Raw genomic sequence first — 26,062 nt, forward strand, 5'->3', positions numbered from 1 at the left:
CCAGCATAACCTACCTAAATAGTGGGATACCAGTGGCCGGGCCGGCCGACTTGCCGGGCGGCGGCCGTACGAGCCGTCGGGCGGCATGCAGCAGCGTGCCGCCCTCACCCGCGCGCTCGCGCCCGACCCCGCGATCCTGCTCATGGACGAGCCGTTCGCCGCGCTGAACGCGCTCACCAGGGCGCGCCCGCAGGAGGAGATCCGAAGCATCTGGCAGGCCACGGGCAAGACCGTGCTGTTCGTCACGCACAGCGTGGACGAGGCCGCCGTCTACCTCGGCACCCGCCTGCTGGTGATGAGCCGCCGCCCCGGCCGCGTGGTGCTCGACCGCTCCTCAGAGCTGCCGTACTCGCCCGACCCGCTGTCCGCCGGCCCGTGCCGGGCGGTGGCACCTGGTCGCCTCAGGCCGACTGAGGGATGGCGAACAGGTGCAGGAAGGTGCCCAGCAGTTCGCGGCGCCCGGTACCTGCCATGGCCGAACAGGCCAGGGCGAATGACCAGGTCCAGGCGTTGCCGCGAGCCTTCACGCGCAGCCCGCGCGTAGTCGTCTTCGTCGTCACCGCCGCATTCGGAAGGAGCGGTTCGTCGGCCGGTGATGTGAGCCGGGTGCCCGACGTGTTCGTGGCCGGCTGCGCCGGCGCTTCTGCTGCCGTACGGCCGTCTCGCCGACAAGGCCGGCCGCAAGCGGATCGTTCCTTGGAGCGTGCAGCGCTCGCTTTGCAGTCCATCACCGCCTCGTGACTCGACCAGCGGAGAACCATATGTCGTCATCAGCCAGCAGCAAGACCGTCCTCGTCTCAGGAGCGACCGGTGACACCGGGCGGGCGGCCGTCCGGGAGTCCCTGACTCTCGGGCTCAGAGGTCGGCGAACCGTGAGTCCACCAGCCCCTCGTGCCGTGACACCTACATGGGGGGCAGCCCAAGTACGGGAGAAAGGGGCAGTGGGCTGCTGAACTGCTGGTCAGAGGGGGTGTTCCTCGGATGGTGTGACCCTGCGCTTTGGTTGATTGCGGTTCGGTGAACAAGGCGTCCGGTGGAGTTGATCGTCGCTACGGTTTCGGCGTCTGGACGCCGGAAGCGAGGCAAGGGACGGCCTTGGGATGACGTGGATCAAGCGGACCGCCTACCCCTGCCGGCTTCGCCGCCCACCTCAAGGACGCTCACCTGAGCGCGGCCGCGCACCTGGACGCCGGCTACCTCGACAACGCCGACCTGGTCATCGACGAAGCTGGCGTGCCCACCCTCAAGCGCCGCCGCGGCAAGGGCACCGACGCCGAGGCCGAACGGCTGGCGGCCGAGATCGAGCGGCGCATGCCCGAACGCTCGCTGCTGTCGATCGTCGCGCGCACCGCCCACTGGCTCACCTGGTATCGCCACTTCGGCCCGGCCTCCGGCTCCGACCCCAAGATCAAGAATAAGCTGGGGCGGTACTCGCTGGCGGTGTTCACCGGCGGGATCAACATCGGCCCGTACAAGGCGGCCAAGCACATCGCCGGCGTCACCGCCCGCGAGCTGTCCATGGTCCGCAACCGGCACATCACCCTGAAGAAGCTGAACGCCGCGATCGCCGATGTCGTCAATGCCTTCGCCGAGCTGGACGTGGTCAAAGCCTGGGGGGACGGCAGCACGGTGGCCGCCGCCGGCACCCAGGTGGACACCTACATCGATAATCTCCTGGCCGAGACCAGCATCCGGTACGGAGGATTCGGCGGCATCGCCTACCACTACATCTCCGACACCTACGTGGCGCTGTTCTCCCGGTTCATTCCGTGCGGGGTGTGGGAGGCGGTGCACCTGATCGAGGGTCTGCTGGCCAACACCTCCGACATCCAGCCCTCCACGGTGCACGCCGACACCCAGGGCCAGAACTTCGACGCCTTCGCCCTGGCCACGTTGTTCGGGTTCGACCTGATGCCGCGCATCCGCAACTTCAAGGACCTGATCTTCTTCTGTGCCTCGGAGAAGATCGCCTATCCGCATATCGACCAGCTGTTCGGCGAGAGCGGCCGCAACGTCATCGACTGGAAGCTGATCGACAAGCACTGGGTCGACCTGATGCAGGTGGCGATCTCCATCAGCGAGGGCCAGCTGAGCTCAGCCACGCTAATGCGGCGGCTGCGGTCCAACTCCCGCAAGAACCGCATCTACAAGGCCTTCCGGGAGGTCGGCCGCAGCGTCCGTACCGTCGCCCTGCTGCGGTATCTGGCCGACCCGGCGCTGCGGACCCGGGTCACCGCGGCGACCAACAAGGTCGAGTCCTACAACGGGTTCTCCAAGTGGCTCGGCTTCGGCGGGGTGCTGGCCGACAACGACCCCGAAGAGCAGGAGAAACTGATCAAGTTCAACACGCTGTTGGCCAACCTGGTCGTCTTCCACAACACCCTGGACATCTCCGACATCGTGCGGCAGCTCGTCGCCGAGGGCTGGGAGATCACCGCCGACCAGCTCGGCCAGATCGCCCCCTACCTGCGGGCCCACATCAGCCGCTTCGGCGCGTACGCCACCGACGAGCTCCGTCATCGGCCAGATCCGTTCGACCCCCTACTCAAAGAGGTCGACTTCACCGACGTCGAGCTGGCCGCCTGATTTTCGGCGTGCCGATGGCTTTTGATCATCGTGTTGCCTCGTGCCTCGTGCCTCGTGCGGCGCGGTCAGCCTGGAGCGTTCCAAGCTGAGCGGCTGTTGCCGCTGGGTGCGCCATTCGGTCGTCAGTACGGTGGCGTCGTCCTGCAGCCGGCCGCGCTGGTGCGCCAGGATGGCCTGGATCAGGCGGCGCAGGGTTTCCGGGGCCGACATGCCGTCGGCCTCGCGGCGGATGATGAAGTCAATGAAGCGCTCCAGCCCGAACAACTCCCCGTTCGGGCTCTGGGCCTCGATGATGCCGTCGGTGTAGAACAGCAGCCGGTCCCCGGGTTCGAGCTGGTAGTGCAGCAGGCCGGTGGACAGGTCCAGGCCGAGACCCATCGGTGGGTCGGGCACGCTGGTCAAGGTGGCGACCTGCTGGCCGCCTCGGATCACCAACGGCGGATGGTGACCTCGATTGACCCAGGCCAGCCGGCCGGTCCGCAGATCGAGATCGGCCAGGACGCCGGTGGCGAAGCGGCCGGTGACCTGCTCGGCGATCGCCGCGTCGATAGCCTCGCTCATCGCGGGCAGGTTCGTGCCCTGGCGGCGGCTGGTGCGAGCGGACCCGATGGCGATGGTGGCGGTAAGCCCGGCCGCGGTGTCGTGCCCCATCGCGTCGAAGATCGACACATGCAGGGTGTCGCCGTCGATCGCGTAGTCGTAGGCATCTCCGCCCACCTCGTAGGCCGGCTCCAGCGCGGCGCTGACCACCACCCTGTCATCGGCGAAGCCCCCAGGCGGCAGCAAATTCCACAACACCTCGGCCGACAGCATCATCGGCCGGGTGCGGACCAGGCGGGCGTAGGAATCGCTGTAGGGGCGCTTGCTGATCAGCAGCAGCGAGACGAGCGAGGCCAGCCGGCCGGCCAGCAACGCCGCGGCCTCAGATCCCCGCTGCACGCTCACTCCCAGGACGCCGACCCGTTCGGTGCCGCTCAGCAACGGCACCCATAGTCGCTGCGGCCCCTCGCCGGCCGACGAGGCAGGGACGCTCTCAGGAGCGGCGGGATCCATCATATGCCGGGCCTCGACGATCTCCACGCCGCGAAAGGCGCGCCCGGCCATGGTGGCGTCGATCCGGATCGCCTCAAGCCGCTCGCCGTACACGTCGCGCTGCCCGGCCAAGGGCACCAGCAGCTGCTGCTGCAGGTCAGCTACGTAGATCATCGTCTGAGAGAAGCCGGCCAGCCGTCCGTACGCGGCGACCAGGCCCGGCAGATCCTCCATCGCGGACAGCTGAGTGGCGTCCAGCAGGCCGCCCAGCATCCGCTCACCATCACCCGTCACCTTGACGCCCTCCCCCTGGAGCCTCTCCCCTCACAATAGATCGTCTCCCCCATGCGGAACGAGCTCCTTCAAGCGTGCTGACCAGGGCTAACGTCTCCCGGGCGTGCTGGGGCGGGTGCTGGTGCGCAGTGTGTGCTTGCCCGCCACCATGCGTGGGTGGCCGAGGACGTCGGCGGGCTGCCAGTGCACGTGGGTGGCCCAGCCCAGGCGTTCGAACAGGTCAATGAGCGCGGCCGAGGGGTCGATCTGGCGGGAACCGCGGCCGTGCCGGGCGCAGCCGGGCTGGCTGTGGTGGCCGTTGTGCCAGCTTTCGCCGAAGGACAGCAGGGCCAGCGGCCACAGGTCGGTGGAGCGGTCGTGGCGGCGGGTGGTGTGCGGCCGCTCGCCGATCATGTGGCACAGGGAGTTGACGCTCCAGGTGACGTGCTGCAGCAGGGCGATGCGGACCAGGCCGGCCCAGATGAATGCGGTCAGCCCGCCGTACAGGCCGCCGCTGATCGCCCAGCCCGCCGCGAACGGCAGAAGCAGGGAGGCTGCGCACAAGGCGGGGAAGGCGCGCGAGATCCGCAGCATGGCCGGATCATTGCGGAGCAGGTCGGGGGCATAACGTGTGGCCGAGGTGGGTTCGCTGGAAAACAGCCAGCCTAGGTGGGCGTGGGCCAGGCCGCGCAGTTGCCCTCCGAGGCCGGTGCCGTAGCGGTAGGGGGAGTGCGGGTCGCCCGGTTGGTCGGTGAAGGCGTGGTGGCGGCGGTGGACGGCCACCCAGTCGATGAGGTTGCCCTGGAAGCTCATCGACCCGGCCACGGCCAGGGTGACGCGCAGCCAAGGGCGGGCGGTGAAGGAACGGTGGGTCAGCAGCCGGTGGAAGCCGACCGTCACCCCCAGCCCGGTCACCACGTAGAAGACGGCGGCCAGCAGCAGGTCGGTGAGAGTGATTCCGCTTCCCCACGCCAGCCAGATGCCGGCGCCCAGCGCGAGGAACGGCGCGATGACGATCGCCGCGGTCAGCGTCACCGGGACGATACCGGCCCGCGCGGGCGCAGCGGGCCGGGGGAACGGCGCATGGCCGTCATAGCCCGCCTCGGCGGCGGTGCGGGTGGCGGTCGGCATCCCGGTCACGCCATGACCGGGAAGCGGTGGTCCAGCCCGGTGATGCGCAGCAGCCGGGCCACGCGCGGGGGAACGCCGGTCAGGGCCAGCGTGATGCCTCGTGTCCGGGCACGGCCTTGCACGCCGATCAGCACGCCGATCCCGCCTGCCCCGCAGAAGGTGACCTGGGACAGATCCACGATGAGCAGGTCGGTGCTGTGGGCGAGGGTGTTGATCAGCCTCTGGCGCAGGCGGGCTGTGGTGAAGATGTCGATGTCCCCTGACAGATGCACGAGGGTCGGCGCCGAGGCGCTGGCCCCGGCGAGCGGGGCGATGTCGATGACGGTCATGGAAGTCCTCCTCATGGGAGAAGCTGAAAGGTGATGAGATGCTTGCCGGCCGGAGATCGGCCCGCCGCCAGTACGGGCGGTGCCAGGACCGCTCGATCTGGCCGGCAGGCGGCACACCGGGGTCATTCCGACGTTGCCGGCCGTCCCATGGATGGCTGCGCCACCTGCCCGATGAGCGACCCGCCCTCGTCCTCCCAGCGGGCCGAGCCGTCGGCCGTGGCATGCGGAGCGGGGCCGGCGGGCAGATGCGCGAGGGTGAGGATGGCGTCGATGCTCATGCCGGCGATGTCCTGGGCGGTGAGCTTGAGCGTGGCCTCGGCGGTGCCGGCGGCGGTGCCCGACGGGATGATCAGCAGGACGACCGGCTCGCCGGCGGCGAAGATGAGAGTGATCACCCGCGGGTCGGTGTGGCGGAACCAGCCGATGCGGACCTGACGCCCGCGCGCGGGGATGCGGCGCGGGATGTTCTGCCACACATCACAGTGCAGGCCGATGCGGAGCGTGACCCGATCCAGCAGCCGGTCCGCGGCGGCGATGAGGCCGGGCAGTTCGGTGGCCGCGTCACGGGAGGAGGGCCACCAGGCCCCGTCCACCACAGCCAGTCTGTTCGGCACCGGGCGGAGACTGAGCCGTAGCGCGGAATCGACCCGAGGGATCGCGGGCGAGGCGGGGCTGAGCGGTGCGGGTTGAGAAAGAAGTGTCGGCGTCATGGTCGTCTGACCTGTCCAGGCCCCCGAAGAGGCCGGTGGTGGTTCGCCGGGGGCGACGCAGACCTGAATGCCAACGCTCGAAAAGACCTCGGTATCTTCATTGTACGGCATGACTTCCGGAATTCGGCAATTCCGGAAGTAAACTGAGGGGGTGACTTCCGGAAACACGCCCTCAGGGATCACGCAACCGGCCGGAGCAGCTTCTGGAAACACGGGCCGGTCGCGGGCCGTGCCACTCTCCGCCCCCCACGCCGCCGTCCTGGCCGGTTACACCGCCGCGCTCGCGCAGGCTCCGCTGGCCGGCTCCACCAAGACCAAGTATGCCTCCCGGCTGCGAGGCTACCTGGCCTGGCTGGCCGACCAGGCCGACGCCGGCGCCCTGGACGGCGACCCGCTCACCGACCCCATCGCCGTCACCGGCGCCGTACGCGACTTCCGGCGGCATCTGAAGAACGGCCGCCGCGCCCCCAACACCATCGACACCTACCTGTCGGCCATCGACGACTTCTACACCCGCCGCGGCCTCGGCAAACCCCAGGCCCGCCGCGAACGAGACACCCGCCGCACCGCACCCCGCGCCCTGGACACCCGGCGCACCCGCCGCTACGTCCGCCACGTCCAGCTCACCGCATCCCCACGCGACAAGGCCATCGCCCTGCTGCCCTACTACGCCGGCCTGCGCATCTCCGAGGTCGTCGGCCTCGACCTGGCCGACGTCCGCCTCTCAGCCCGCAAGGGCGAACTACGCATCCGCGGCAAGGGCCGCGACGGCGGCAAGATCCGCCTGCTGCCCGTCCATGCGGACCTGCGCCAGGCCCTGATCGACTGGCTGGAGGCCCGCGCCGATTGGAAGGGGGCCGGCACCCACGCCGCGGTGTTCCTCAACCACCGTGGCGGCCGCCTGAGCGACCGCGCCGCCCGCGACATCATCACCGGCCTCGGCGACGCCGTCGGCCTGGGTGACGACCCCACCGAACCCTTCAGCCCGCACGTCCTGCGCCACACCTTCGCCACCCAGCTCATCCGCGACGGCAAAGACCCCATCCTGGTCGCGGAACTCCTCGGTCACGGCTCGCTGGACACCACCCGCCGCTACGCCCTGCCGACCGAAGCCGACAAGGAAGCCGCCTTGGACGCCCTCATCACCGACCACTGACCAGAGCAGCAAACCGGTTCGGAGTGGGTGCCGCGATTGTCACTCCCGTATCCCACCCCGGCTTGAGGGCACCGCGTCCGCGCCACGGTAGGCGAATGCGGAGGGCAACTGCCTACAGCGTTCGACCCTGGGCAGGGGCCCCTTGCGGATGCTGGCGAAAGGAGCCGGCCGTGCCTGAGAATGTCGCACTGATCATTCGATTCCACCTGATGGGCGGCGAAGACGTCTCCGTGATCAGCGGGGACTTCGACGGAGAGCCAGAGGCGGTGGCGGCGATCGCTCGTGCCATGGACGAGCGGCGCAGCCTGGTGTTGATGCGAGCGAGATATGATCGCGAAGCCGACGTGAACGGCATAGTCATCAACCTCGCCAACGTGGTGTCGGCGCGTGTGTCGAAGACAGACAGCGCCGAGGCGGGCCAGTACCTGTAGCAGCGGGCGTGCCCGAACACGCCCTGACAGTGGCCAGCCGGACGCGGTTGTCGACGATGGCACGTCGGTGACCGAAGCAGCGGACCTCCGGTCAAACCGCGTACGCCGAAATCGAACGGGCAACGTCACAGGTCATAGCGTCACTGCCCCTTTCTCTCGTACTTGGTCTGCCCCCCTACATCGCCGAGCAGGCGCTGAACCGGTCCGGGATGAACGTCGTCCATCTCCGCCCGACCCTCTTCCTGGAGTGGCTGCAGTACTTCTGGATCCTGCCCAAGCTGCGGGAGGGCGTCCTGTCCATGCCGGTGGGCAAGGGCACCAGTTCCCCCGTCGCCGCCGGCGACAACATCGAAAAGCTCACCGGCCGACGGTCGATGACCGTCGGTGAGTACGCCCGCGCACACGCCGGCCTCCTCACCGGCGTCAACGTCTGACCTGGTGATCCGGTGACCGTTGGCAACAGGGGTGGGGCGCTCCCCACCTCGCATGAAACCCGGGCGGGCACCCGGTCCAGGCAACGCCCCTACCTGCCGCGCACCGTCGGGTTCGCCGGCATCTCGGCGGCGATGGTGGCGATCCTCGTCGCGGCCGGCGCCCCCACGCCGCTCCTGCCGGTCTACCAGAAGAACTGGGGCCTGGCGCCCTGGCACCTGACGCTCGCGTTCGGTGTCTATGCCATCGCGCTGCTGATCGCGATCCTGGTGATCGGATCGCTGTCCGACCACGTCGGCCGGCGCTCACTCATGATCGCGGCGCTCGCGGTCGAACTCGCGGCGATGCTGGTGTTCCTGTTCGCGCCCTCGATCGGCTGGCTCATCGCCGCCCGCATCATCCAGGGAGTCGCCACGGGAGCTGCCTCCAGCGCGCTCAGCGCCGCGGTCGTGAAACTCGCTCCCGAGCGTCACAAGAAGCTCGGCGCCCTGATGACCGGCATGGCGCCCCTGGCGGGCCTGGGCATCGGAGCGCTCTTCGCGGGCATCCTCACCCAACTCGCCCCAGACCCCGTATACACGGTCTGGCTGGTCCTCGTCGTGGTCATGGCCATCGGGACCGTCCTCACCGTCTTCACCCCGGAGACCTCGTCCCGCAAGCCGGGCGCGCTGGCATCGCTGGTCCCGCGTGCCTCGGTGCCGCCCCAGGTACGCAGCCTGTTCGCAGCGACCATGCCCGTGGTGATCAGCGCGTTCATGACCATGGCGCTGTTCCTGGGCCTGGTCCCCATCGTGATGGGTGCCGTGTTCGAGGCCAGAACCCCGCTCGTCGGCGCGTTGGCCGCATTCGTCGCCTTCGGCGCCGGAACCGCGGTGTCGGCGCTCACGACCCGTGTCCGGCCTCACCGGTTGAGGCTTGTCGGCGCCGGCGCGCTGGCGCTCGGCGCGGTCGTGTTCATCGCCGGCGTCGGCACCGGAACCCTGCCCCTCCTGTGGGCCGCCGCCGTTTCCGGCGGAGCGGGGCTCGGCGCGTCATTCTCGGGCGCGACCCGAGGACTCGTACCCGAAGTGAAAACCCACGACCACGCAAGGCCGTTCACGGCCATCTACCTGGTCGGCTATCTCGCCATGGGCATCCCCGCGATCATCGCCGGCCAGTTCGCCGGACCGTCGGCGTGACGTCCATGGCGGTCGGCTTCGGCCTCGCCATCGCCATCGTGGCCATCGCCGGCGTGGTCGTCACCAGCACGTACGCGGCGCGGCACCGCAAGGCCCACGCGGTGTAGCACCACCTCCCTCACCGTCAGAAATCCGTCCGGAGAGAAAAGGAACACAAATGACAACGCTGACCAACGCAACGGTCCTCGTCACCGGCGCCAATGGCGGACTCGGCACCGCCCTCGTCACAGCCGCCCTCGATCGAGGCGCCGGCCGCGTCTACGCTGCCGCGCGCAACCCGAAGGAATGGCACGATGAGCGCGTCGTGCCACTGCGACTGGACCTGACCGACCCCGTCTCCATCGAACGCGCCGCGGGCGAGGCCGGCGACACCACCATCCTGGTGAACAACGCGGCCGTCCTCCCTCGAGGGGACCTGCTAAGCGCCCCGATCGACGACATCACGGCGACCATCGAGACGAACCTCATCGGCCCGATCCGCCTCACCCGCGCCCTCGCACCCGCGCTCCGATCGGCCAAGGGCGCGCTCGTCAACGTGGGCTCCGTCCTCAGCTGGCTCGCGATCGGCAAGGCCCACAGCGTCTCCAAAAGCCGGCCTGTGGATGGCGACGAACGCCTTGCGGCTCGAACTCGCACCCGACGGAGTGCAGGTGCTCAGTGCCTACTTCGGCCCCACCGACACGCCCATGCAAGCGGACAACCCCTCGCCCGACAAGCACAAGCCCGCCGACGTCGTCGCGGCGGTGTTCGACGCTCTGGAGGCTGGCGAGCACGAAGTACTCGTCGATGACATGACCAAGGGCGTGCACGCCGCGCTCTCCCAGCCCGTCACCGCCCTGTACCCGGCTCTCGCATCGCGATAGCTCGCCGGCAGCCCGGTGTGGTCGCTCACGGGCTCACAGCCGATCACACCGGGGCCGGTCCGCCCCGAGGTGGAGCGGGGGATTCGCCTTCCGCACCCGCCGGTTCGTATTGCGCCACCAGCTGCAAGCCCGCTGAGAGCGGACAGCCGTCGCGCCGTCGGGCGGCTGCACGCAGGAAGCCGCCCGTGCCGGTGTCGCGGACCCGAGCACCGAGGACGCCTCGCCGGAGGACTTCCTCCCGGCGTGCCCGAGAAGGCCTGAACCACTGTGGCTCCATCCCAGGAGGACGAAGCCAGGCAAGGATCTTCAGCGGTCTTCCGGGTACGACGACTTACGAGAGCAGTCGTGCGGCGTGACGCAGAGTGTGGGCCGCGACCTGGCGACCCAGTGTCGCCCCGGCCTTGTCGGCGGAGCGGGTGTGGATGCCCGACCAGACCCGGGCGCCGACGTTCTCGTCGGTCAGGACCTTCCAGGTGGTGTAGGTCCGGGTGACTCCGGGCGCGGTCGGGCTCGTGAGCGCGAACGGTTCGCGGGAGTGGGCGCCGATCAACGAGGTCAGCACCTGCTCGGCGGCGCCGGAGTAGGTGTTGTGGCCGCTCGGGTAGTCGGGGTGCGAGGGTGTCGTGTGCAGCGGTGCCCAGGTCGGGTCCGAGGGGATGGAGGGGTGGCCGGTGTCGGCGGCGCGGAGCGCGGTGACCGGGCGCCATCTTTCGTAGGTGTATTTGGCATCTGAGGTGGCGATCTGGGTGTCCACGAGGGCGACGTGGAAGAGCGCGACGAGCTCGGCCTGCCTTGACGTCTGCCATCGGGACTGGACGAGGGCGGCACGCAACACGCCGTTGTAGATGGTGAGTGAGGATCCCAGCCAGAACTGCGCGATGTCCGTCTGGGCTTGTGTGCGTTGGCTGCTGTTCAAGGCGCCGTAATCGCGCACTTCCTCAAGGTCGGCCCGGTATTTCGGAGAGCCGAGCGCGGGAGGGGGCTCCGGCCGGAACCGGTCGGCGCGGCCCAGGAGGAACGGCCTGGCATACCTGGTGCCCGCCTGGGTGGCCGGCCCGAAAGCCGGCGGCGTGGGTTGCCAGACCCCGGGTGCGGCTTGGGGGACCGGGTACGGCGGGCTGACCGAGGCCGGGTCGAGACCGTCGCCGGCCCGTTCGGCGAGCAGCGCCGTCGCCTCCTCTGCTCCGGCCGCCACGCCGCGATCCTTGGACGGGCTAGCGGGGATGCGTGCCAGCGTCGCCGCGAAGGCCGCGTCGAGCTCGGCGGTGCGGGCCGGGATCAGGCCCGCTAGTGAGGTGTGGACCGCGGAGGCGAGCGCGGCGTCCTGGAAGGCGGTCTGGCGGGGTCCGGATCGCAGGGCGCGGGCGGCGGACAGCCAGCTGATCGCCCATGTGCGGCTGTTGGTGACCTGCGCGGAGGATCCGGCGGCGGCGATGGTGTCGGCGGTGACGTCGTACCATTCCACCGCCACGTCGACGCCACCCTGTTTCGGTGTCGGCCCGGTCGAAGCGGAGGCGGCTGTGCCGCAAAAGGCCGTGCTGGTGGCGAGCGCGGCCACGGTGACAGCGGAGCGCAACCGGGCTCGCGCAGAGGAGGAACGCTCTAACAAGGCGGGACATCCTTTCAGAGGTGGTCAATGCAGGGGTGGCCGCGTCAGGTGGGCTCGTTGCCAGAGCGCCACGTGATGCCGCAGCCGATGGACAGGATGTGCGGTTCGGGGACGTGGGCTCCGGGTGAGGAACCGGTCGGTGGCGTCGCGGGGCAGTTTTGCGGTGACCGCCTGGTCGGCGTCCACGAGGTACGGGAATGCCCAGCCGGTCCGCGTCAGCTGGTCGCGCAGTCCGGGCTCGGCGTCGTCGGGGGAGGCCGGATAGTCCGCTGCCCGCGTAGTAGGCGGCGCACGAGGCGACGGGCACCGTCAGTTTTCCTGTTCGGTACAGGCGGGTCCAGCGGGGCCTGGGTTCGATCTGGTGCAGGAACGGGGTGGTGTCCACGGCGGCGAGCCGGGTGCGGCCCGCGCCCCAGCCGATGGTGGCCCGCCGGCTCCCGAGCAGCCCCGCCTCGGCCAGCTCCGCCTCGGCTACCTCGGCCGGGGTGTCGGCGTAGGGGGCGACGTACATGGCGTCCACGGGGCAGTACGCCTCGCACAGGTAGCAGGTCTGGCAGTCCGACTGACGGGCGACAACCGGCACCTCGCCGCGTGCGCCGTCGAAGACGTGCGTCGGGCAGACCTTGACGCAGATGCCGCACTTCACGCAGCGGTCCGGGCTGATCAGTTCGATCATCTACGCCCCCACGGGTTCGGGCCGGATGGTGACCGTGTCCAGCCCGGACAGGATGAGGCGCCGCCGTCGCGCCGACTGACCGACCATGTAAAACCTATATATCAGGTAGGTTTTTAAGTCAATCTTCCTCTGCCGGGACCAGGATGCCGCGCTCGATCATGGCGGCTCCCTATGGCCGCCCACGTGCGGAGCCCCTTACTGCGTATTTGAGAAGATCGTTCATCTTCGCCGCCAGGGCTGCCGGTCTGCCCCAGACCGCTACCCTTCGCACCTGACCGACGCGCAGTGGGGGAGCTGATCGAACCTCTCCTGCCCGAGCCGGTATCACCTCCGGAACTGTCGGGCGACTGCTCTCGTTGCTCCCTACGCGAAAGCAGAAGATCACAGACGGAGGCAGCCTTTGTCGCCATCCCCGTTACGCGCCGTCCGACTGGCCATGGCCGCGTTCCTCCTTCTCACCGGATGCGCCTCCCTCTCCAACGGATCAGACAGGAACGGCTGGAGCTCGGGCTCGTGGGAGGGGGACTTCGAGGAGGGCGTTGAGGAGGATCCGTTCCTGGCTGAAGAGGAGGTCCCCGACGAGAACGTCAAGCCCTCCTTCGCGGAGATCTGCGTCAGGAAGAAGACCATGGTGCGCGCCGCGTACCGGTCCTGCGACGACGCCGAGAAGGGCCACGCCTGGTACTACCTGTCTCTCGACGCCGAGATCCCAGCAACCGGCGGGAAAGCCAGGTCCGGAACGTTCGAGTTGCCGGGCTACGACGGCGTGCGGGTCTCGGGCAAGGGTGGCAGAGGGAGGAAGATCGCCCTGCCCCTCGACGATGGCGAGCGCATCGAGATCTGCGTGCGGACGAGGACCCGCGTGCGTACGGACGACGGCTACTGCGACGATATACAGCCGGAAAAGGGCTACGCCTGGTATTACCTCCCCTTCTCCCGCCGCGTTCCCCGGTTGAACGCCAAGGCCGAGCACGGAACGTATCGCTATTCGCCACATCAAACCGCGTTTCGGGCACGCCCCGAGGGCGGCAAGGGCAAGGCGGCGATCGCTGAGGAGACCGAGGAGCGGCCGACCATCATGCCTACACCGCGGACGTGCCGGACACCCAACATATGGCAACCCAAGATCTATTACTGCTCCTGAGCGCGCCGCATTCGGGTTGTTCACCGCGGCATTTCAATCGCCTCAGGCGGGCGGCAGTGTTGCCTGGCGCTCGTCGGCTTGACTCCTCTGGCCGCGCCCAGCATTCAGGACGGCGAACCTTGTCCCACCGCCCAGCCACCTTGTGACGGGACATGTGAGCCGCACGCGGTTGCTGCGACCACCAAGTTGTAGATGGCGGTTCCGTGCTGTGGTTGGGGGGAGCCTGGCCAGGCTCCGTGTTCATGCCCGCCAGTTGAGGATCGGCACTCTGGTGGACGTGTCGGTCCGGGGGTCGGGCGGTTAAGCCTCTGTACTGGTCAGCCCAGGAGTTCGGATCTGAGGCGGTCGAAGGCTCGCGAGGTCGGGAGGTGGTCAAGGGACTGCTTGATGGTCAGGGCGCAGTCGCGGGGGCTGGCGGTGGTGGTGTCGCATTCGATGTCGTAGTTGCCGTAGGAGTGGACCTGCCCGAGCTGGGCTGCTGCCTGCCCGAGCTGCCTGTCGCCGCGTGCTTTCTCCCGCCGTGCCAGTTCCTGTGCTGAACAGCGGACGCCGATGAAGACGACGTCTAGGCCGCTGAGTACGGTGAGGCAGTCCAGCAGGCGCCACTGCTCGCTGAGGACGTAGTCGACGACGAGGTCGTTGCCGGCTCGGGCCATGCCCGCGACCGCGCGGTGGAAGCCGGCCCGGGTCCGGGTCAGGACGGTGGCCAGCTCGTCGGGGTCCAGCTCCAGCGAGCGCTGGCGGGCGCGCATGGCGTTGATCGCATCGACGGGCATGTGGAAGAAGGGACGGTCCAGGACGAGCAGGAGTTGCTCGGCGATGCTCGATTTGCCCGAGCTGGACGTCCCGTTGAGGAAGAGGACCTGCCCGGTCCGGGGTGTTGCGGAACTCATGGCTTCAGTCTGGCGGGGGTTCGGAGAGGTGCTCGCCGTCGCTGCCGCCGGGGAGGAAGGTGAAGGGGTCCAGGTCGGCGCGGCGTGCGTCCAGGGTGTAGGCGGGGCCGGCAGTGACGGGGCGAGCGTGGCAGGTCAGCGGACAGCCAGCGGGCGATGTGTTGCGGCGCTCCATCGGGTCTCCGCTCTGGACGGCCTCACGACCAAGGCGGAGTTACGTACGAGCCTGACCGACCAGGAGCGGACCCCGCGCGAGCGCACCCACGAGGGGCCCCGTCGCCGTACGCCTGTGACTTTTCGGCACCACCTTGCACAGGTTCGCAGGAACATGTGCGCTTTGCTGGAGGACTCGTCGCAGGCAATGGCGACGCTGCCCTGAGTGGGCCGGTCGGGTTGGCCGGTATGCCTCGTCGGCTGTCTGGCGGGCTTTCAGCGCGACAACATTGCACCGCAGGGATCTATGCTTCGTCGGTGCGACACGAGGACCTCCTGGCCCAGACGGACTGGTCTGTGGTCGAGCACGCGTACGCCGGGGACCCCGACGCGCCCTCGTCGCCGGAGATTCTCGCGGCCTTGCTGACCGAGAACGCCGGCCGCCAGGGTCGGGCGCTTCACGACCTTTGCCACGTTGTCCACCACCAGGGCGGCATCTACAGTGCGACGGCGCCGGTGGCGCGCTTCGTTGCCGCAGTGCTCGACGATCCCCGCACACTGACGCCGGTTCTGCCCAGACATGGCATCCGTGGCGTCATGGTGCCGCTTCGGGTCGCCCTGCTGCGCTGGCTGACGTCGGTCATGCAGCACATCACCGAGCCGGACGGGCGTCGGCGGGGCTTCCCGGCCGACGTCGCCGCGTGCCGTGCCATCCGTCCATCCGTCTACCGCGCTGCGTACGCCATGCGCACCGACCCCGACCCAGCGGTCGCCTCCGAGGCGCTGGGCACCCTGCTCGCCTGTCTGCTCGACGCCCCGGAACTCGCGGACCACCGAGCCGAGGCCGCTGCGTGGTCGCGCGGCGGCCGCGCCCTCGCCGGCCTCGACAAGCACGCCAGGGTGATGGCGGTCATGACCCTGCAATCGTGGGGGTACGACACGAAACCAGCGATGGAAACGGACCCGGATCCGGTGGTACGGGCAGCCGCAGCGCTCTCACCCGCGAACGCGGACAGCATCCAAGGCACGCGGGCGCTGCTGGAGGTGTTGTCGGCGCCGTCTGCCGCAGTGTGGTGCAAGCGTGACTACCCGCACTTCGGTCCGATCTTCATGTCCGACTTCCTGCCCGCAGCCATCGACCGGGCGACCCTGGATGACCTGACCCCTGTCCTGGACGTTCTCCTTGCCGGCGCGCCACGCATCATCTACCTCGGCGATTGGGGCGGCCGGTTGCGCATGAAGGCATTCCCGGGTGGGTTCCCGCCCGTCGAGCCGCTCGACACCGCCCAGCGAGCACTCCTGAACGTGATCGCGGCCCGCTGCTTCAGCCCGGACTCCCCACGCATGTGGTCCAGTGGCGACGCCCGGATGGCGCTGCGCGCCCTTGTACCAGAGGGCGCGGTGCCGCCCCTCGGAGCCACTGGATTCCTGGCCTGACCTTCTGTAATGCCGAAGCGCCTGACGCGGATCCATGGGCATGGAACTTCCGCCGCTCGGCATACGGGTCGCGTCCTCAGAGCGGTGCGGGTGTCGACCTGGCGGGCGTTGCCGGATGGAGCTGGGCGGGTGCTGGAGCTTTCAGGTCCTTCACATTGAGGTCGCTACCGTAAATAGGTGATACGCATATCCTATTTTTGGCGGGAGTATCGCAGTTTTCTCCGAAACGCGCAACACGTGTGGCAATAAATGCCATTTGCACATTTATGCAACGATGCGCATTTCTCCGAGGCAGATGCCCAGTAATGATGAGTCGTGATGTTCCCCCCCGACATCGATTCGACAGGAGCGCCGATGAGAAGACTGCTGACCGCCATCGTCGTCGCGGCAGCCGCCGTCATGTGCCTTTCGCCCTCCCCGGCAGGTGCATCGACGCAGATGCTCGGCCCCAGCACGAACGTCTGCGCGAACGCCCCCATCCCCACCGGCTCGATGCCGACGGCCTACTTCGACTGGTACCAGTGTGGCCAGCCCGGCACCATCTACTACAACGCGAAAACCATCAAGGTCATCAGCGACACCCCCTCCGGCGGCACGGTGACCACCTGCATCACGCCTCCGCCCCCGGCCGGGTTCTATGCCACGGCGCTGTCCTACTCCTACAACTGTGAAATCAGCAAGACCCCCAACGGCGTCCTCAACAACCAGCAGACCCTCACCAACCTCAACGGCCTGCCCTCCGGCCGCACACTCGTCATCTGCGGCGTCCAGTCGGCGCCGCCCGGCTGGACGGTCGTCGCCGTCGTGCAGACCTACCTGTGCGTGTACGCCCGAGGCGGCGGGGTCGGCGACAACGCCGTATCGATCCGCAAGCTCTGAGCCCGACGGTCACCGAGCCTGACACCCCACCTGAGGAGGTGTCAGGCTCTCATGGTTCCCGCCCAGGGAGCCGCATCGTAGACGTTGCTGATCCGGCAACAGGATTGGGCGACTTCCCAGGTCAGCGGGATGATCGGTGGTAGCGCCCGCGGAGCCGAGCCGACGCGGAGCGGGGGACAGGAGCACTGCCGCCGGCAGAGGCGGGCACGCCATCTGGAGGAGACGCATGCCACAGCACGTCGCGGAGATCACGCATCGTTCGGTGTCCGTGCCGGGCGGCCGGATTCATGTCGCGGAGCAGGGGAGCGGGCCGCTGGTGCTGCTCGTCCATGGCTTCCCGGAGTCCTGGTACTCCTGGCGCCATCAACTCCCGGCGCTCGCGCAGGCCGGTTACCGGGCGGTCGCGCTCGACGTCCGCGGCTACGGCCGATCCTCCAAACCGGCCGCGGAGGACGGCTACCGGATGCTCGCCCTGGTGGAGGACAACGTCGCGCTGGTGCGCGCCCTGGGCGAGGAGTCCGCGGTGATCATCGGCCACGACTGGGGCTCGAACATCGCCGCCACGTCCGCCCTGCTGCACCCCGAGGTCTTCCGCGCGGTGGGGCTGCTGAGCGTGCCGTACGCGCCGCCCGGCGGCCCCCGCCCCACCGGCGTCTTCGCTCAGCTGGGCGGTGACCAGGAGTTCTACGTCTCCTATTTCCAGGAGCCCGGGCGCGCCGAGGCCGAGATGGAACCCGACGTGCGGGGCTGGCTCGCGGGCTTCTACGCGGCGCTGTCCGCCGAGACCATGCCCGGCCCCGATGCCCCGGACCCGCACTTCGTCAGTCCCGGCGCAACGCTGCGCGACCGGTTCCCCAGCGGCCGGCTGCCCCTCCTGGCTCGCCGAGGACGACCTGGAGGTATACGCCGGCGAGTTCGAACGTACCGGCATGACCGGCGCGCTCAACCGCTACCGCAACATGGACCGCGACTGGGAGGACCTCGCCGGCTTCAACGGCGCCCCCATCAAGCAGCCCTCCCTATTCATCGGCGGCAGCCTGGACGCCTCCACGACCTGGATGGCCGACGCGATCGACGCCTACCCGGCCGCCCTTCCCGGGCTGGTCTCCTCCCACCTCCTGGACGGCTGCGGCCACTGGATCCAGCAGGAACGTCCCGACGAGGTCAACCAGCTCCTGACCGACTGGCTCACGGCCCTGCCCGCTGTCGGCCCTTCGGGGCGCCGTGTCCGATGATGCCCAGGACCGAAGGCATCCGTGCCTCTACCCCGCCTGAAAGCTGGTCGTCGTTCCCTCGCCGGGCTTCGTGAAGTAGGCGGCGCTGTCCGCGTCCGCCGGGTAGTAGGACTCGATCGCGACCTCGTCCAGCGTGATGTCCATGGGGGTGCCGAACGTGGTGGTGGTCGAGAACAGCCGCAGTTCCCGATCGCCGAAGCGGAAGATCATCGGGATCGCGATCTCGGACTCGACCGGGTGGCTCACGTCCTCGGAGCCGGGCGCCAGGAATTCCTCGTAGAGTGCGGTGAGCTCGGGGTCGGGAGCCGTGGCGAGCTGGCGCGCGATCCTGGTACGGAGCACCGTACGCACCTGGGCCAGGTTGACGATCCGGGTGGCGAGCCCACGCGGGTCCAGTCCGAGCCGCACCATGTTGATCGGCGGTCGCAGCAGGTCAGGGGCCACACCGGCGAGGAACGGGTCAATGGCGCGATTGCTCATCACGATGTTCCACCGGCGATCGATGGCCAGCGCGGGGTACGGCTCGTGGGCGCGCAGCACCCGCTCGATCGCGTCCCAGGCCGCCGACAGGGCCTCCCCGTCCAGCGGCCGCTCGGCGTAGCGGGGAGCGAAGCCGGCCGCGAGCAACAGGCGGTTGCGCTCACGCAACGGCACATCGAGCTGATCGGCGAGCCGGAGGATCATGTCGGCGCTCGGGTTCGACTTGCCGGTCTCCACCAGGCTGACGTGACGAGCCGAGATGTCGGCGGCGATGGCGAGGTCGAGCTGGCTGAGTCGCCGGCGGTGCCGCCACTGCCGCAACTGTTCCCCGACGGTGTACATGGCGGTCGATGTTACCTTTCGTGGCGCCGTACGCCATGAAGTGGCATTTCATCGACAACCGGGGCAACGGCGGAAACACTGCTTGCCGTGACCACAGAGAACAAGAACATCGTCCAGCGGGCGCTGACGGAGCTGGTCGGGACGGGCGACGTGGATGCGCTCGCGCCGTTGCTGACCGACGACTTCGTCCACCACAGGCCCGATTCCACCTCGTCGACCAAGGCGGAATGGCTCGCCGCCGTACGCGCCGCGCTCATCCCGCTCGCCGGCATGCAAGTGGAGATCCAGCACGTGCTGGCCGACGGGGATCACGTCGTGATGTACTCGCGGCGCTGGCTGCCCGGCGCCGAGCCGGGGATCGCGGTCGTCGACATCTGGCGCCTCGACGACGGCCTGATCGCCGAGGCGTGGGAGATCATCGAGCCGGTGGCCCGGGCGACCGAGCACCTGACGTGGTGGGAACCCGCCGCTCACTGACCTGGGCAGCGTCACGGGTATGGGGGCTACCCGGGCCCGGCCGTCACGCCGGCGTCGCGTCGTGCGTCGAGGCGCCCCATCACCGGCGTGGCGGTGACGCCGTGCAGCACCACCGACACTACGACCGTGAAGGCGGTGACGGCCCACAACTCCGATGGCGGGACGCCGAAGTCTGCCTCGCCGAGCGCATACGCCAGGTAGAACAGCGAGCCGATCCCCCGGATGCCGAAGAACGAGATGACCAGCCGTTCCTTACGTGAGGCCGAGCCCCGCACCTGGGACAACCAGCCCGCAAGGGGGCGGATCACCAGGAGGAGCAGCAGGCCGACGGCGGCGCCGCGCCAGGTGAGCGCGGCCAGGCCGCCGGTCGCGACGAAGCCGCCGAGCAGGAGCAGCAGCCAGGCGGTGAACAGCCGTTCGAGCTGCTCGACGAAGCCGTGCAGAACGTTGTTGTAGCCGTGACCGTGCTCGACCCGCCTGATGGTGCACGCGGTCACGAACACGGCGATGAATCCGTAACCGTGCACCAGCTCCGTCACGCCGTAGGCGAGCAGGGTGGCGGCGAGCGCGACGAAGCCGTCACGCCGCTCCGCCAGGCGCAGCACCTCGGCGGGGGAGTGGAAGAACAGCCGCCCCAGCAGCCGCCCGATGAGCAGCCCGCATATCAGCCCGGCCGCGACCCGGTAGAGAACGTCCACCAGGGCCCACTCGCCCAGCCACCCCGTCCCGCCGGCGACGGCCACCGCGATGGCGGCGTACACCAGCGGGAAGGCCAGCCCGTCGTTCAGCCCCGCCTCGGAGGTCAACGCGAAGCGGACCTCGTCGTCGGCGTTCTCGGCGTCTGCGGGTTCGCCCACGTTCACGTCCGAGGCGAGCACCGGGTCGGGTGGGCGCGAGCACCGCGCCCAGCAGCAGCGCCGCCGCCAGGGGCCAGCCGGGTACGGCCATGGCCACGGCCGCGGTGCCCGCCACGGTCAGCGGCATCGCCCAGCCGAGCAGCCGCCAGGTGGTGCCCCAGCTCCGTAACCCGATCCGCCGGTTGAGCGCCAGGCCGGCTCCCATGAGCGAGACGAGTACGCAGATCTCCGTCATGTGCACCATGGCCACCCGGTGGGCGATCGGATCGGGGCGGGGCAGGCCGAGCGGAAGCAGGTACAGGGCGATGCCGCCGAGCAGGTAGACCAGGGGCAGTGACAGCGCCCGGCGGGCGAGCACGCTGGGCAGGACGGCGGCGAGCATGGCCGCGGCGCCGCCGATGGCCAGGACGAGGTCCGTGGAGGGCATTCCGGCTCAATGCCCGAAAGATCGCCCAGCATCCGCTTTGCCCTCGCCGAACAACCGCGGCGTTGTCCACAGTTCTCCGCCAGCCGGTGGCGACGCGATGGGCCCGAACCTACGCGGTCCGGGCCCATCGTGTCGTACCAGCCGTTGTCTCAGAGAGCGCTCATTCGGGCAGCTTGTACGTCACGCCCTTGGGGTCGGGAGCCTTGACCGACACCTTGCTTCCCCATCCGGAGTAGCGGGTGTCGACGGCGATGATGCCGCCCTCGAACTCGGCGAAGTCCTCCGTGACATCCTTGGCCCGGTACGAGCTCGACAACTTGCTGACCAGGCCGGCCGAGTTCAGCGTCAGCGTGTAGGAGATCTCCGTGTCGTCGTCCCAGTCGGTGAGGACCGAGCGGGAGAACCACTGCGACACCTTGGCCAGGTCCGTAAAAGTGATCTTACCGGTGATCTTGTTACCGGCCTTCGTACCCTTCTTGAGCAGCGCCGACAGCGTCGTGAGCTCGACCGGGTTCAGGATCTGCCCGTAGATGGTGGGCAGCGCGCCGCCCCCGGTCGCGAACCAGGTCTTGCCCTTGGGCAACTGGTAGATGGCGCCGGAGTAGTACGCGGTGTCGCCGACGGAGACGGCGCGGTACTTCTCGTCGTCCCACGTCGTGCTCCTGACGTCGTAGCCGGCCACCCCCTTCTTGCTGAACTGCAGCACGCCCTGGGCCGTGTCCGTCTGCAGTGTGTCGAGGCCGTTGGACCAGGTGGCCACCTCGGTGAAGTGCACGCCGTGCCCGGGAACCAACGTGGCCTTCAGCGCGCGTACGGGCTCCGGGGCAGCCGCCTGGGCGGGTACGGCGGATAACAGGAGCACGGCGGCAAGCACCGGCAAAGCGGTGATCGTTCTGTTCATGACCAGCGATCATGCCGCAGCGGGATCCCGGCGCGGCCACCGGGGGGAGGCCGAACTGCGCGCGAGGTTCCGCGCCGGCTGCGGCTCCTTGTCCGGCCGGATACGGTTCTGCGCCGGCACCGCCCGCCAGAGTCCGCGAAACCCTACGCGACGACCGCCAGCAGCGTGGTCGCCGCCGCGGCGAGCGCCGGGTCGCCGTCCATGTCCGCGCGCTCGCGGGCTCGCTCGACCGTGACACCCCTGGTGGCGAGCCGCCAGAACGTGTCCTGGTCCATCGTGACCAGCGCGGCGGGAGCCGCGTCCGCCGGCGACATCACCCAGCGGCCCGCACGCCTGACCGCGGACCACCGCCCACCCGCCGGGCCGGTCACCTCCAGCCTGACCGCCGTACCCTCCGGGCGCTCCTCCTCTCTGAGCGCGTACGGCAGCGCCCGGGCGAAGACGTCCAGAACCGGCCCCACCAGTTCGGGGCCGTCAGCACCGGGAACGGAGACCGCGTCGCGCACCTGCTGCTGGTGCACCCAGAACTCGGTGTACTCGCGAGCGATGTCCAGCCACGCCGGGCTGTCGACGTCGGTCGCGGCCCAGGACACGTTGAGGTCGGCGGGCGCCTCCAGGTCGTAGGTGGCCCACAGGGCGTCGAGCTGTCGGCCCAGGTGGCCCAGCAGGTCGATCATGACCTGCGGGCTCAGCTGGCGTGTCGCCCGGACGAACTCCTCGTTGACGCGCGCCACATAGGCGGGCAACGTCTCGTCGTCGGCGAACACAGCGCCGCCGTACCCGTCGCGGCTGCCGGAGAGCCGCCGCATATGGTCGTTCAGCACGTGGCCCACGATGTCGTGGACGTCCCAGCCGGGGCAGACCGTCGGCTTCGACCAGTCAGCCGGCCCCAGCGACCCGAGCAGGCCGAGCATGGCGTCCCGCTCGCGCGGGAACAGGGGGCGGGTGTCGATGACCGGGCCGAAGATCGTCATACTCCGACAGTATCGGCTCAGGCCCCGGGCATTGGCGACGACGTCACCAGCGGCTCACGTGTGGGGCGGGGCGACCGGCAACCGCCCCGCCGCCACGCTGACCGGGCACGCCGGCGAGGTCGCTCCGGTTTCTCAGGTTGTGGTGGGGCAGGCGCCCGGGTTGTTCCAGCCGTCGCACCAGTTCGCCTTCGGTCCCCAGATCGCCCCGACCGAGGCGATACCGCCGGTGGTCATGTCCTTGATAGTTCCCGCCGAGGATGGGTCCCCAGAACATCCAGCGTTCGTTGTGGCCCGAGCTGGACGGCTTGCTGCTGTCGTAGGAGTGGTCGGCGACGTAGAACCCCAGACCCCTCATCTGGTAGTCGATGATCTGCGGGTGCATGGTGATCGCTCACTTGGGGCCGACGACGTACGCAAGGGGTGTCGAAGAAGACGCCACCGAGGGGCCCGCTGCCCGGTTTGACGGCTTTCGAGCTCCAGTAGCCCTGCATGCGGCACCTGCCGTTGCGGATGTCGACCAGCCGCTTCGGATAGACCACGTTGACCCACTCGTTCCCTGCCGCCACGGGGGTCGCCGCCGTCTCCGCCGGGGCCTTCTGCCTTCTCGCCACACCCTGAACACGTGTTTCCCCCTTTTCGAGCCCCCCTTTTTTTGGGGGGCATGAGCGCCCCACTTGTAGGTCAGGGGGCATTCGAGTTCACATGATCATGTTCGGAGCTGAATGCCGTGTGAAGGGAAGGGTTCGGATGCCCGCTCAGGGGCGGGGGATGGCGACGGCGGTGTACGGGGTCGTGGGGGTCGGGGGAGTGTCGAAGCGGGCGTTGGGAAGGTAGAGCCGGGATCCGTAGGCCGCTATGGTCGCCGGCACGTCGAACCGGGGATCGGTCACCCGCCGCACCACGCGGCCGTCGGTCCCCGTCGCATTGAGCTCCAGGACGGCCACGGCGTTGAGCCGGTTCTGCACGGCGTACAGTGTCCGGCCGCGCAGCAGCAGGCCGTCGCCTTCCTTCAGTGACTCGCCGTGCAGGTTGACCCGCCGGGTCCTGCCGGAGGGGTCGACACGGAACAGTCCGCCGGTGTTCGACTGCACGACGATGAAGCCCTGGCCGTCCGGAGTCGGAGTGATGCCGTTGGCGTTGAAGCCCTCGCCGTACACCAGATCCCCGGTGAGCGGGATCCGCTGCGCCGCGGCGGGTAGCCGTCCGCTGTTCAGCGGCAGCTTGTAGAGCACCGGGTTGGTGGAGTCGGTGACCCAAGCGGCGTCCTTGGTGAGGACGATGTCGTTGACGAACGCCTCTCCGGTGGTCAGCCGGTAGGAGGCGAGCACCCGGCCGGTGTGAGAGTCAAGGACGCGCACGTCACCGCCCGTGCCGCCCGCCACGAACATGCGTCCGTGTGAGTCGATCTTGATTCCGAGCGCCGGCGTGCCGGACCCGCGGCTGAAGATCGCGCCCCGTCCGGTGCGCAGGTCGGTGCGGTAGATGGAGCCGTCGGCCATGGAGCCGATGAAGGCGTACGGGCCGGGGCCGATCGCGATGCCCTCGGGCTGAAAACCGTCGGGCAACACGATCGAGGTCGGCATGTTTCCGGGGTCCACTGCCGCTTCGGCGGAACCGTTCATGGTGATGGTCAGTACGAGCGCGCAGATGATCGCGCCGATACCGCTGAGGGGTCGCATCATCTGATGCCTTTCTTCTTCTTGGCCTGGTGGTGTCAGGCCGCTCGCAGCTCGTCGGGCAGGCACCGCGAGCGTCTCGGCGAGACTCGCGGAGTGCCCCGATTTCAGTTGCCGTCCGTCGGGGTGAAGGCTGCTGCGTGGTCGCGGAGGAAGCCGGCGAGGTCGTGTGGCGGGCGGCCGAGCAGGCCGGCGACCGTGTCGGTGGTGAAGTCCCCCCAGCCGGGGCCGTAGGCCTGCGCGTACTCTTCGAGCATGTCGACGATCCAGACCGGAACGCCGTAGCCGAGCAGTGTCTTGCGCTTGGCGTCGTCGCTGACCGGCAGGTAGGTGATGGATCTGCCGAGAGTGAGGCTCAACTGGCCGGCGACCTCGTCGAATGACATCGATCGCGGGCCGGTGAGCGTGTACGTCCGGCCATGGTGGCGCTCAGGGCCGTCGAGGAGCACGCGAGCGGCGCACTCGGCGATGTCGCGTACGTCGATCATGCCGATCCGCGCCGAGCCCATGTTCAGCGAGAACGTGCCGGTGGCGGCGATGTCGCCCGCCTCGTTCAGCAGGTTCTGCATGAACCAGTGCGGGCGCAGGATCGTCCAGCGCATGCCGCACGCTTCGGTCTCTCGGTCGGACAGCGCGTGCAGCCTGCCGCTTCGGTTGGGGGCGTCGTGGGCCGCGCCGACGACGGACAGGCGCACGATGCGTTCCGCGCCGGCCTGGCGGGCGGCCCACACGGCGTTCATGTTGTGCTCCGGGGCGCGCGGGCCGTTCGGGGTGAGCAGCCACACGTCCTGCACGTCCGCGAAGGCGGGCGGCAGCGATCCGGGGTCGCCGAGGTCGCCGACGACGACCTCGACGCCCCTCCGGCGCAGCCCCTCGGCTTTGGACTCGTCGCGGACGAGAGCACGAAGGCTCACCTCGGCCCCTTCGAGCGCGTCCATCAGCGCGGTGGACACGGTCCCGGTGGCTCCGGTGATCAGTACGGTGCGCGGCACGTTCATCCCCTTGTCATGCTCGTTCGGATCAGTTGGCCGACTGCCAACCCGGTCGCCACCGACATGAGCAGGAGCAGTCCGCGCGACACGCCGCCGGCTGCGTGAGGTTGTCTCGCAGTCACGGCCCCCAGCCTGGGCGAAAGGGGGTCAATGAGTCCAACACATGTTTGTCATCGGATCGATCGCGAATGAAGATTGATCCGATCGTGGGGATGCTCGGGGTCACGCCCTGACCGGCCGGTACCGCACACTCAGCTCGGCCGTGGGGTCGCCGGCGCCGACCCGGTGGAGATAGTGCGGCCGGCCACCGGGGAGGTCAAGCAGCCGGATGCCGTCACCGAGCAGCACGGGCGCGATGTGCAGGTTGATCTCGTCGAGCAGCCCGCGTTCGAGAAGCTGGCCGCCGATCGTCGGCGAATGCACCTCGACGTTCTTGCCGCCGGCCGCGGCCAGCGCGATCCGTACCGCCTCGGCCACGTCACAGTCCAGGAAGGTGACGCCGTCGGCGGGCTTGGCGTCCTCCGGATGGTGGGTGAGCACGAAGATGGGTCCGGTCCAGGCGCCGCCGTAGACGCTGCGGGGATCCGGGAAGTGGTCCCAGCCGCGCCGGCCGCCCAGGATGGCGCCGGTGGTCGCGACGTACTCCTCGATCAGGCCCGGCTGGGGCGAGATGCCGGTCATCATCCACTCCATGTCGTGGTCCGGCCCGGCCACGAACCCGTCCAGGGACATGGTGAAGTGCCAGAGCACCTTGCCGCTCGCGGTCTGCGGTTGGATGTCGTTCACTGC

Annotated in this window: 26 protein-coding genes and 5 pseudogenes; 16 read left to right on the forward strand and 15 right to left on the reverse strand. The window is 69.1% G+C overall.

The genetic code is table 11. The features are described 5' to 3' along the window. Positions 1 to 58: 58 nt before the first annotated feature. Positions 59 to 544: pseudogene (locus BLS95_RS59970) on the forward strand (ATP-binding cassette domain-containing protein); the annotation flags it as partial. 575 nt (positions 545 to 1,119) lie between these two features. Beyond that, a pseudogene (locus BLS95_RS38820) lies at positions 1,120 to 2,586 on the forward strand (transposase); the annotation flags it as partial. Here BLS95_RS38820 and BLS95_RS38825 read toward each other — a convergent pair. The 4 genes from BLS95_RS38825 to BLS95_RS38840 all read right to left on the reverse strand — a co-directional run bounded on the left by BLS95_RS38825 (position 2,542) and on the right by BLS95_RS38840 (position 6,172). Further along, positions 2,542 to 3,912 (reverse strand): PP2C family protein-serine/threonine phosphatase, encoded by a 1,371-nt coding sequence (locus BLS95_RS38825; RefSeq protein ID WP_245765548.1) that lies wholly within the window; start codon positions 3,910 to 3,912, stop codon positions 2,542 to 2,544. The pseudogene BLS95_RS38820 and the gene BLS95_RS38825 sit on opposite strands and share 45 nt — an antisense overlap. A gap of 87 nt (positions 3,913 to 3,999) precedes the next feature. Continuing rightward, entirely contained in the window at positions 4,000 to 5,022 is a 1,023-nt protein-coding gene (locus tag BLS95_RS38830) for an acyl-CoA desaturase (protein ID WP_090943917.1), read from the reverse strand. A 5-nt stretch (positions 5,023 to 5,027) separates the two neighbouring features. Beyond that, positions 5,028 to 5,351, reverse strand: coding sequence for an STAS domain-containing protein (locus BLS95_RS38835; RefSeq protein ID WP_090943634.1), 324 nt, complete (start codon positions 5,349 to 5,351; stop codon positions 5,028 to 5,030). A gap of 122 nt (positions 5,352 to 5,473) precedes the next feature. Next, a complete protein-coding gene (locus BLS95_RS38840; protein ID WP_342742814.1) occupies positions 5,474 to 6,172 on the reverse strand; it encodes a DUF5994 family protein in 699 nt (232 codons plus the stop codon). 118 nt (positions 6,173 to 6,290) lie between these two features. Between BLS95_RS38840 and BLS95_RS38845 the strand changes: the two genes are divergently transcribed. From BLS95_RS38845 to BLS95_RS58400, 6 genes and pseudogenes are all read left to right on the forward strand, one after another. Beyond that, positions 6,291 to 7,217, forward strand: coding sequence for a tyrosine-type recombinase/integrase (locus BLS95_RS38845; protein ID WP_245765549.1), 927 nt, complete (start codon positions 6,291 to 6,293; stop codon positions 7,215 to 7,217). Between the two features lie 170 nt (positions 7,218 to 7,387). Next, a complete protein-coding gene (locus BLS95_RS38850) occupies positions 7,388 to 7,648 on the forward strand; it encodes a hypothetical protein (RefSeq protein WP_090943643.1) in 261 nt (86 codons plus the stop codon). Between the two features lie 209 nt (positions 7,649 to 7,857). Continuing rightward, positions 7,858 to 8,082, forward strand: coding sequence for a Rossmann-fold NAD(P)-binding domain-containing protein (locus BLS95_RS38855; protein ID WP_090943648.1), 225 nt, complete (start codon positions 7,858 to 7,860; stop codon positions 8,080 to 8,082). Between the two features lie 12 nt (positions 8,083 to 8,094). Next, on the forward strand, positions 8,095 to 9,258 hold the full coding sequence (locus BLS95_RS38860) for an MFS transporter (RefSeq protein ID WP_090943651.1): 1,164 nt from the start codon (positions 8,095 to 8,097) through the stop codon (positions 9,256 to 9,258). Between the two features lie 157 nt (positions 9,259 to 9,415). Next, a pseudogene (locus BLS95_RS59975) lies at positions 9,416 to 9,769 on the forward strand (SDR family NAD(P)-dependent oxidoreductase); the annotation flags it as partial. A 139-nt stretch (positions 9,770 to 9,908) separates the two neighbouring features. Then, positions 9,909 to 10,121 carry a Rossmann-fold NAD(P)-binding domain-containing protein gene (locus BLS95_RS58400; RefSeq protein ID WP_245765550.1) on the forward strand — a complete coding sequence of 71 codons (213 nt, stop codon included), beginning with the start codon at positions 9,909 to 9,911 and terminating at the stop codon, positions 10,119 to 10,121. Between the two features lie 331 nt (positions 10,122 to 10,452). Here the strand turns inward: BLS95_RS58400 and BLS95_RS59270 are convergent, their stop codons facing one another. Further along, positions 10,453 to 11,592, reverse strand: a complete 1,140-nt coding sequence (locus BLS95_RS59270) for a vanadium-dependent haloperoxidase (RefSeq protein WP_218136202.1) — start codon at positions 11,590 to 11,592, stop codon at positions 10,453 to 10,455. Between the two features lie 706 nt (positions 11,593 to 12,298). Beyond that, positions 12,299 to 12,406, reverse strand: a pseudogene (locus BLS95_RS58410) (4Fe-4S dicluster domain-containing protein); the annotation flags it as partial. On the opposite strand from BLS95_RS58410, the gene BLS95_RS59275 reads away from it, so the two are divergent. Both BLS95_RS59275 and BLS95_RS38880 read left to right on the forward strand, forming a co-directional pair. Then, a complete protein-coding gene (locus tag BLS95_RS59275; protein ID WP_281250088.1) occupies positions 12,363 to 12,485 on the forward strand; it encodes a hypothetical protein in 123 nt (40 codons plus the stop codon). The pseudogene BLS95_RS58410 and the gene BLS95_RS59275 sit on opposite strands and share 44 nt — an antisense overlap. A 357-nt stretch (positions 12,486 to 12,842) precedes the next feature. Beyond that, positions 12,843 to 13,550 carry a hypothetical protein gene (locus BLS95_RS38880; protein ID WP_090943657.1) on the forward strand — a complete coding sequence of 236 codons (708 nt, stop codon included), beginning with the start codon at positions 12,843 to 12,845 and terminating at the stop codon, positions 13,548 to 13,550. Positions 13,551 to 13,867: 317 nt separating this feature from the next. Here BLS95_RS38880 and BLS95_RS38885 read toward each other — a convergent pair whose 3' ends face one another. Further along, positions 13,868 to 14,443 (reverse strand): chloramphenicol phosphotransferase CPT family protein, encoded by a 576-nt coding sequence (locus BLS95_RS38885; protein WP_090943661.1) that lies wholly within the window; start codon positions 14,441 to 14,443, stop codon positions 13,868 to 13,870. A 471-nt stretch (positions 14,444 to 14,914) separates the two neighbouring features. On the opposite strand from BLS95_RS38885, the gene BLS95_RS38895 reads away from it, so the two are divergent. From BLS95_RS38895 to BLS95_RS58420, 4 genes and pseudogenes are all read left to right on the forward strand, one after another. After that, the gene (locus BLS95_RS38895; protein WP_090943667.1) at positions 14,915 to 16,033 is read left to right on the forward strand and encodes a hypothetical protein; all 1,119 of its coding nucleotides are present in this window, start codon (positions 14,915 to 14,917) and stop codon (positions 16,031 to 16,033) included. Positions 16,034 to 16,387: 354 nt separating this feature from the next. After that, a complete protein-coding gene (locus BLS95_RS38900; RefSeq protein ID WP_143044040.1) occupies positions 16,388 to 16,912 on the forward strand; it encodes a hypothetical protein in 525 nt (174 codons plus the stop codon). A 226-nt stretch (positions 16,913 to 17,138) separates the two neighbouring features. After that, positions 17,139 to 17,810 (forward strand): annotated as a pseudogene (locus BLS95_RS59980) (alpha/beta fold hydrolase); the annotation flags it as partial. 31 nt (positions 17,811 to 17,841) lie between these two features. Then, positions 17,842 to 18,147, forward strand: a complete 306-nt coding sequence (locus BLS95_RS58420) for an alpha/beta fold hydrolase (protein ID WP_245765560.1) — start codon at positions 17,842 to 17,844, stop codon at positions 18,145 to 18,147. A gap of 27 nt (positions 18,148 to 18,174) precedes the next feature. On the opposite strand, the gene BLS95_RS38910 is transcribed toward BLS95_RS58420, so the two are convergent. Further along, positions 18,175 to 18,969 (reverse strand): helix-turn-helix domain-containing protein, encoded by a 795-nt coding sequence (locus tag BLS95_RS38910; protein WP_090943674.1) that lies wholly within the window; start codon positions 18,967 to 18,969, stop codon positions 18,175 to 18,177. Positions 18,970 to 19,056: 87 nt separating this feature from the next. Between BLS95_RS38910 and BLS95_RS38915 the strand changes: the two genes are divergently transcribed. Further along, a complete protein-coding gene (locus tag BLS95_RS38915; protein WP_090943677.1) occupies positions 19,057 to 19,446 on the forward strand; it encodes a nuclear transport factor 2 family protein in 390 nt (129 codons plus the stop codon). A gap of 26 nt (positions 19,447 to 19,472) precedes the next feature. Here BLS95_RS38915 and BLS95_RS38920 read toward each other — a convergent pair whose 3' ends face one another. Then, entirely contained in the window at positions 19,473 to 20,303 is an 831-nt protein-coding gene (locus BLS95_RS38920) for a cation:proton antiporter domain-containing protein (RefSeq protein WP_281250081.1), read from the reverse strand. Positions 20,304 to 20,332: 29 nt separating this feature from the next. Between BLS95_RS38920 and BLS95_RS59985 the strand changes: the two genes are divergently transcribed. Then, positions 20,333 to 20,626 carry a hypothetical protein gene (locus BLS95_RS59985; protein ID WP_425434780.1) on the forward strand — a complete coding sequence of 98 codons (294 nt, stop codon included), beginning with the start codon at positions 20,333 to 20,335 and terminating at the stop codon, positions 20,624 to 20,626. Positions 20,627 to 20,890: 264 nt separating this feature from the next. Here BLS95_RS59985 and BLS95_RS38925 read toward each other — a convergent pair whose 3' ends face one another. From BLS95_RS38925 to BLS95_RS38950, 6 genes are all read right to left on the reverse strand, one after another. Continuing rightward, entirely contained in the window at positions 20,891 to 21,631 is a 741-nt protein-coding gene (locus BLS95_RS38925) for a hypothetical protein (protein ID WP_090943680.1), read from the reverse strand. A 143-nt stretch (positions 21,632 to 21,774) separates the two neighbouring features. Next, entirely contained in the window at positions 21,775 to 22,605 is an 831-nt protein-coding gene (locus BLS95_RS38930; RefSeq protein ID WP_090943682.1) for a maleylpyruvate isomerase family mycothiol-dependent enzyme, read from the reverse strand. Positions 22,606 to 22,648: 43 nt separating this feature from the next. Further along, positions 22,649 to 22,987: a hypothetical protein gene (locus BLS95_RS38935; protein WP_090943685.1), complete on the reverse strand. Its 339-nt coding sequence runs from the start codon at positions 22,985 to 22,987 to the stop codon at positions 22,649 to 22,651. 373 nt (positions 22,988 to 23,360) lie between these two features. After that, positions 23,361 to 24,287: an NHL repeat-containing protein gene (locus BLS95_RS38940; protein ID WP_218136203.1), complete on the reverse strand. Its 927-nt coding sequence runs from the start codon at positions 24,285 to 24,287 to the stop codon at positions 23,361 to 23,363. Between the two features lie 101 nt (positions 24,288 to 24,388). After that, on the reverse strand, positions 24,389 to 25,273 hold the full coding sequence (locus BLS95_RS38945; RefSeq protein WP_090943922.1) for an SDR family oxidoreductase: 885 nt from the start codon (positions 25,271 to 25,273) through the stop codon (positions 24,389 to 24,391). 222 nt (positions 25,274 to 25,495) lie between these two features. Beyond that, positions 25,496 to 26,059, reverse strand: a complete 564-nt coding sequence (locus BLS95_RS38950) for a dihydrofolate reductase family protein (protein ID WP_090943688.1) — start codon at positions 26,057 to 26,059, stop codon at positions 25,496 to 25,498. Positions 26,060 to 26,062 lie beyond the last annotated feature (3 nt).

The organism is Nonomuraea jiangxiensis, assembly GCF_900099965.1.
GTDB lineage: Bacteria > Actinomycetota > Actinomycetes > Streptosporangiales > Streptosporangiaceae > Nonomuraea > Nonomuraea jiangxiensis.

Excerpts from the sequence above, each read along its gene's own strand:
- BLS95_RS38830 (WP_090943917.1), bottom strand. The coding sequence starts at position 5,022 with ATGCCGACCGCCACCCGCACCGCCGCCGAGGCGGGCTATGACGGCCAT.
- BLS95_RS38835 (WP_090943634.1), bottom strand. The coding sequence starts at position 5,351 with ATGACCGTCATCGACATCGCCCCGCTCGCCGGGGCCAGCGCCTCGGCG.
- BLS95_RS38840 (WP_342742814.1), bottom strand. The coding sequence starts at position 6,172 with ATGCCGTACAATGAAGATACCGAGGTCTTTTCGAGCGTTGGCATTCAG.
- BLS95_RS38855 (WP_090943648.1), top strand. The coding sequence starts at position 7,858 with ATGAACGTCGTCCATCTCCGCCCGACCCTCTTCCTGGAGTGGCTGCAG.
- BLS95_RS59275 (WP_281250088.1), top strand. The coding sequence starts at position 12,363 with ATGCCGCACTTCACGCAGCGGTCCGGGCTGATCAGTTCGATCATCTAC.
- BLS95_RS38880 (WP_090943657.1), top strand. The coding sequence starts at position 12,843 with ATGGCCGCGTTCCTCCTTCTCACCGGATGCGCCTCCCTCTCCAACGGA.
- BLS95_RS38885 (WP_090943661.1), bottom strand. The coding sequence starts at position 14,443 with ATGAGTTCCGCAACACCCCGGACCGGGCAGGTCCTCTTCCTCAACGGG.
- BLS95_RS38900 (WP_143044040.1), top strand. The coding sequence starts at position 16,388 with ATGAGAAGACTGCTGACCGCCATCGTCGTCGCGGCAGCCGCCGTCATG.
- BLS95_RS58420 (WP_245765560.1), top strand. The coding sequence starts at position 17,842 with ATGACCGGCGCGCTCAACCGCTACCGCAACATGGACCGCGACTGGGAG.
- BLS95_RS38910 (WP_090943674.1), bottom strand. The coding sequence starts at position 18,969 with ATGTACACCGTCGGGGAACAGTTGCGGCAGTGGCGGCACCGCCGGCGA.
- BLS95_RS38925 (WP_090943680.1), bottom strand. The coding sequence starts at position 21,631 with ATGAACAGAACGATCACCGCTTTGCCGGTGCTTGCCGCCGTGCTCCTG.
- BLS95_RS38930 (WP_090943682.1), bottom strand. The coding sequence starts at position 22,605 with ATGACGATCTTCGGCCCGGTCATCGACACCCGCCCCCTGTTCCCGCGC.
- BLS95_RS38935 (WP_090943685.1), bottom strand. The coding sequence starts at position 22,987 with ATGCACCCGCAGATCATCGACTACCAGATGAGGGGTCTGGGGTTCTAC.
- BLS95_RS38940 (WP_218136203.1), bottom strand. The coding sequence starts at position 24,287 with ATGATGCGACCCCTCAGCGGTATCGGCGCGATCATCTGCGCGCTCGTA.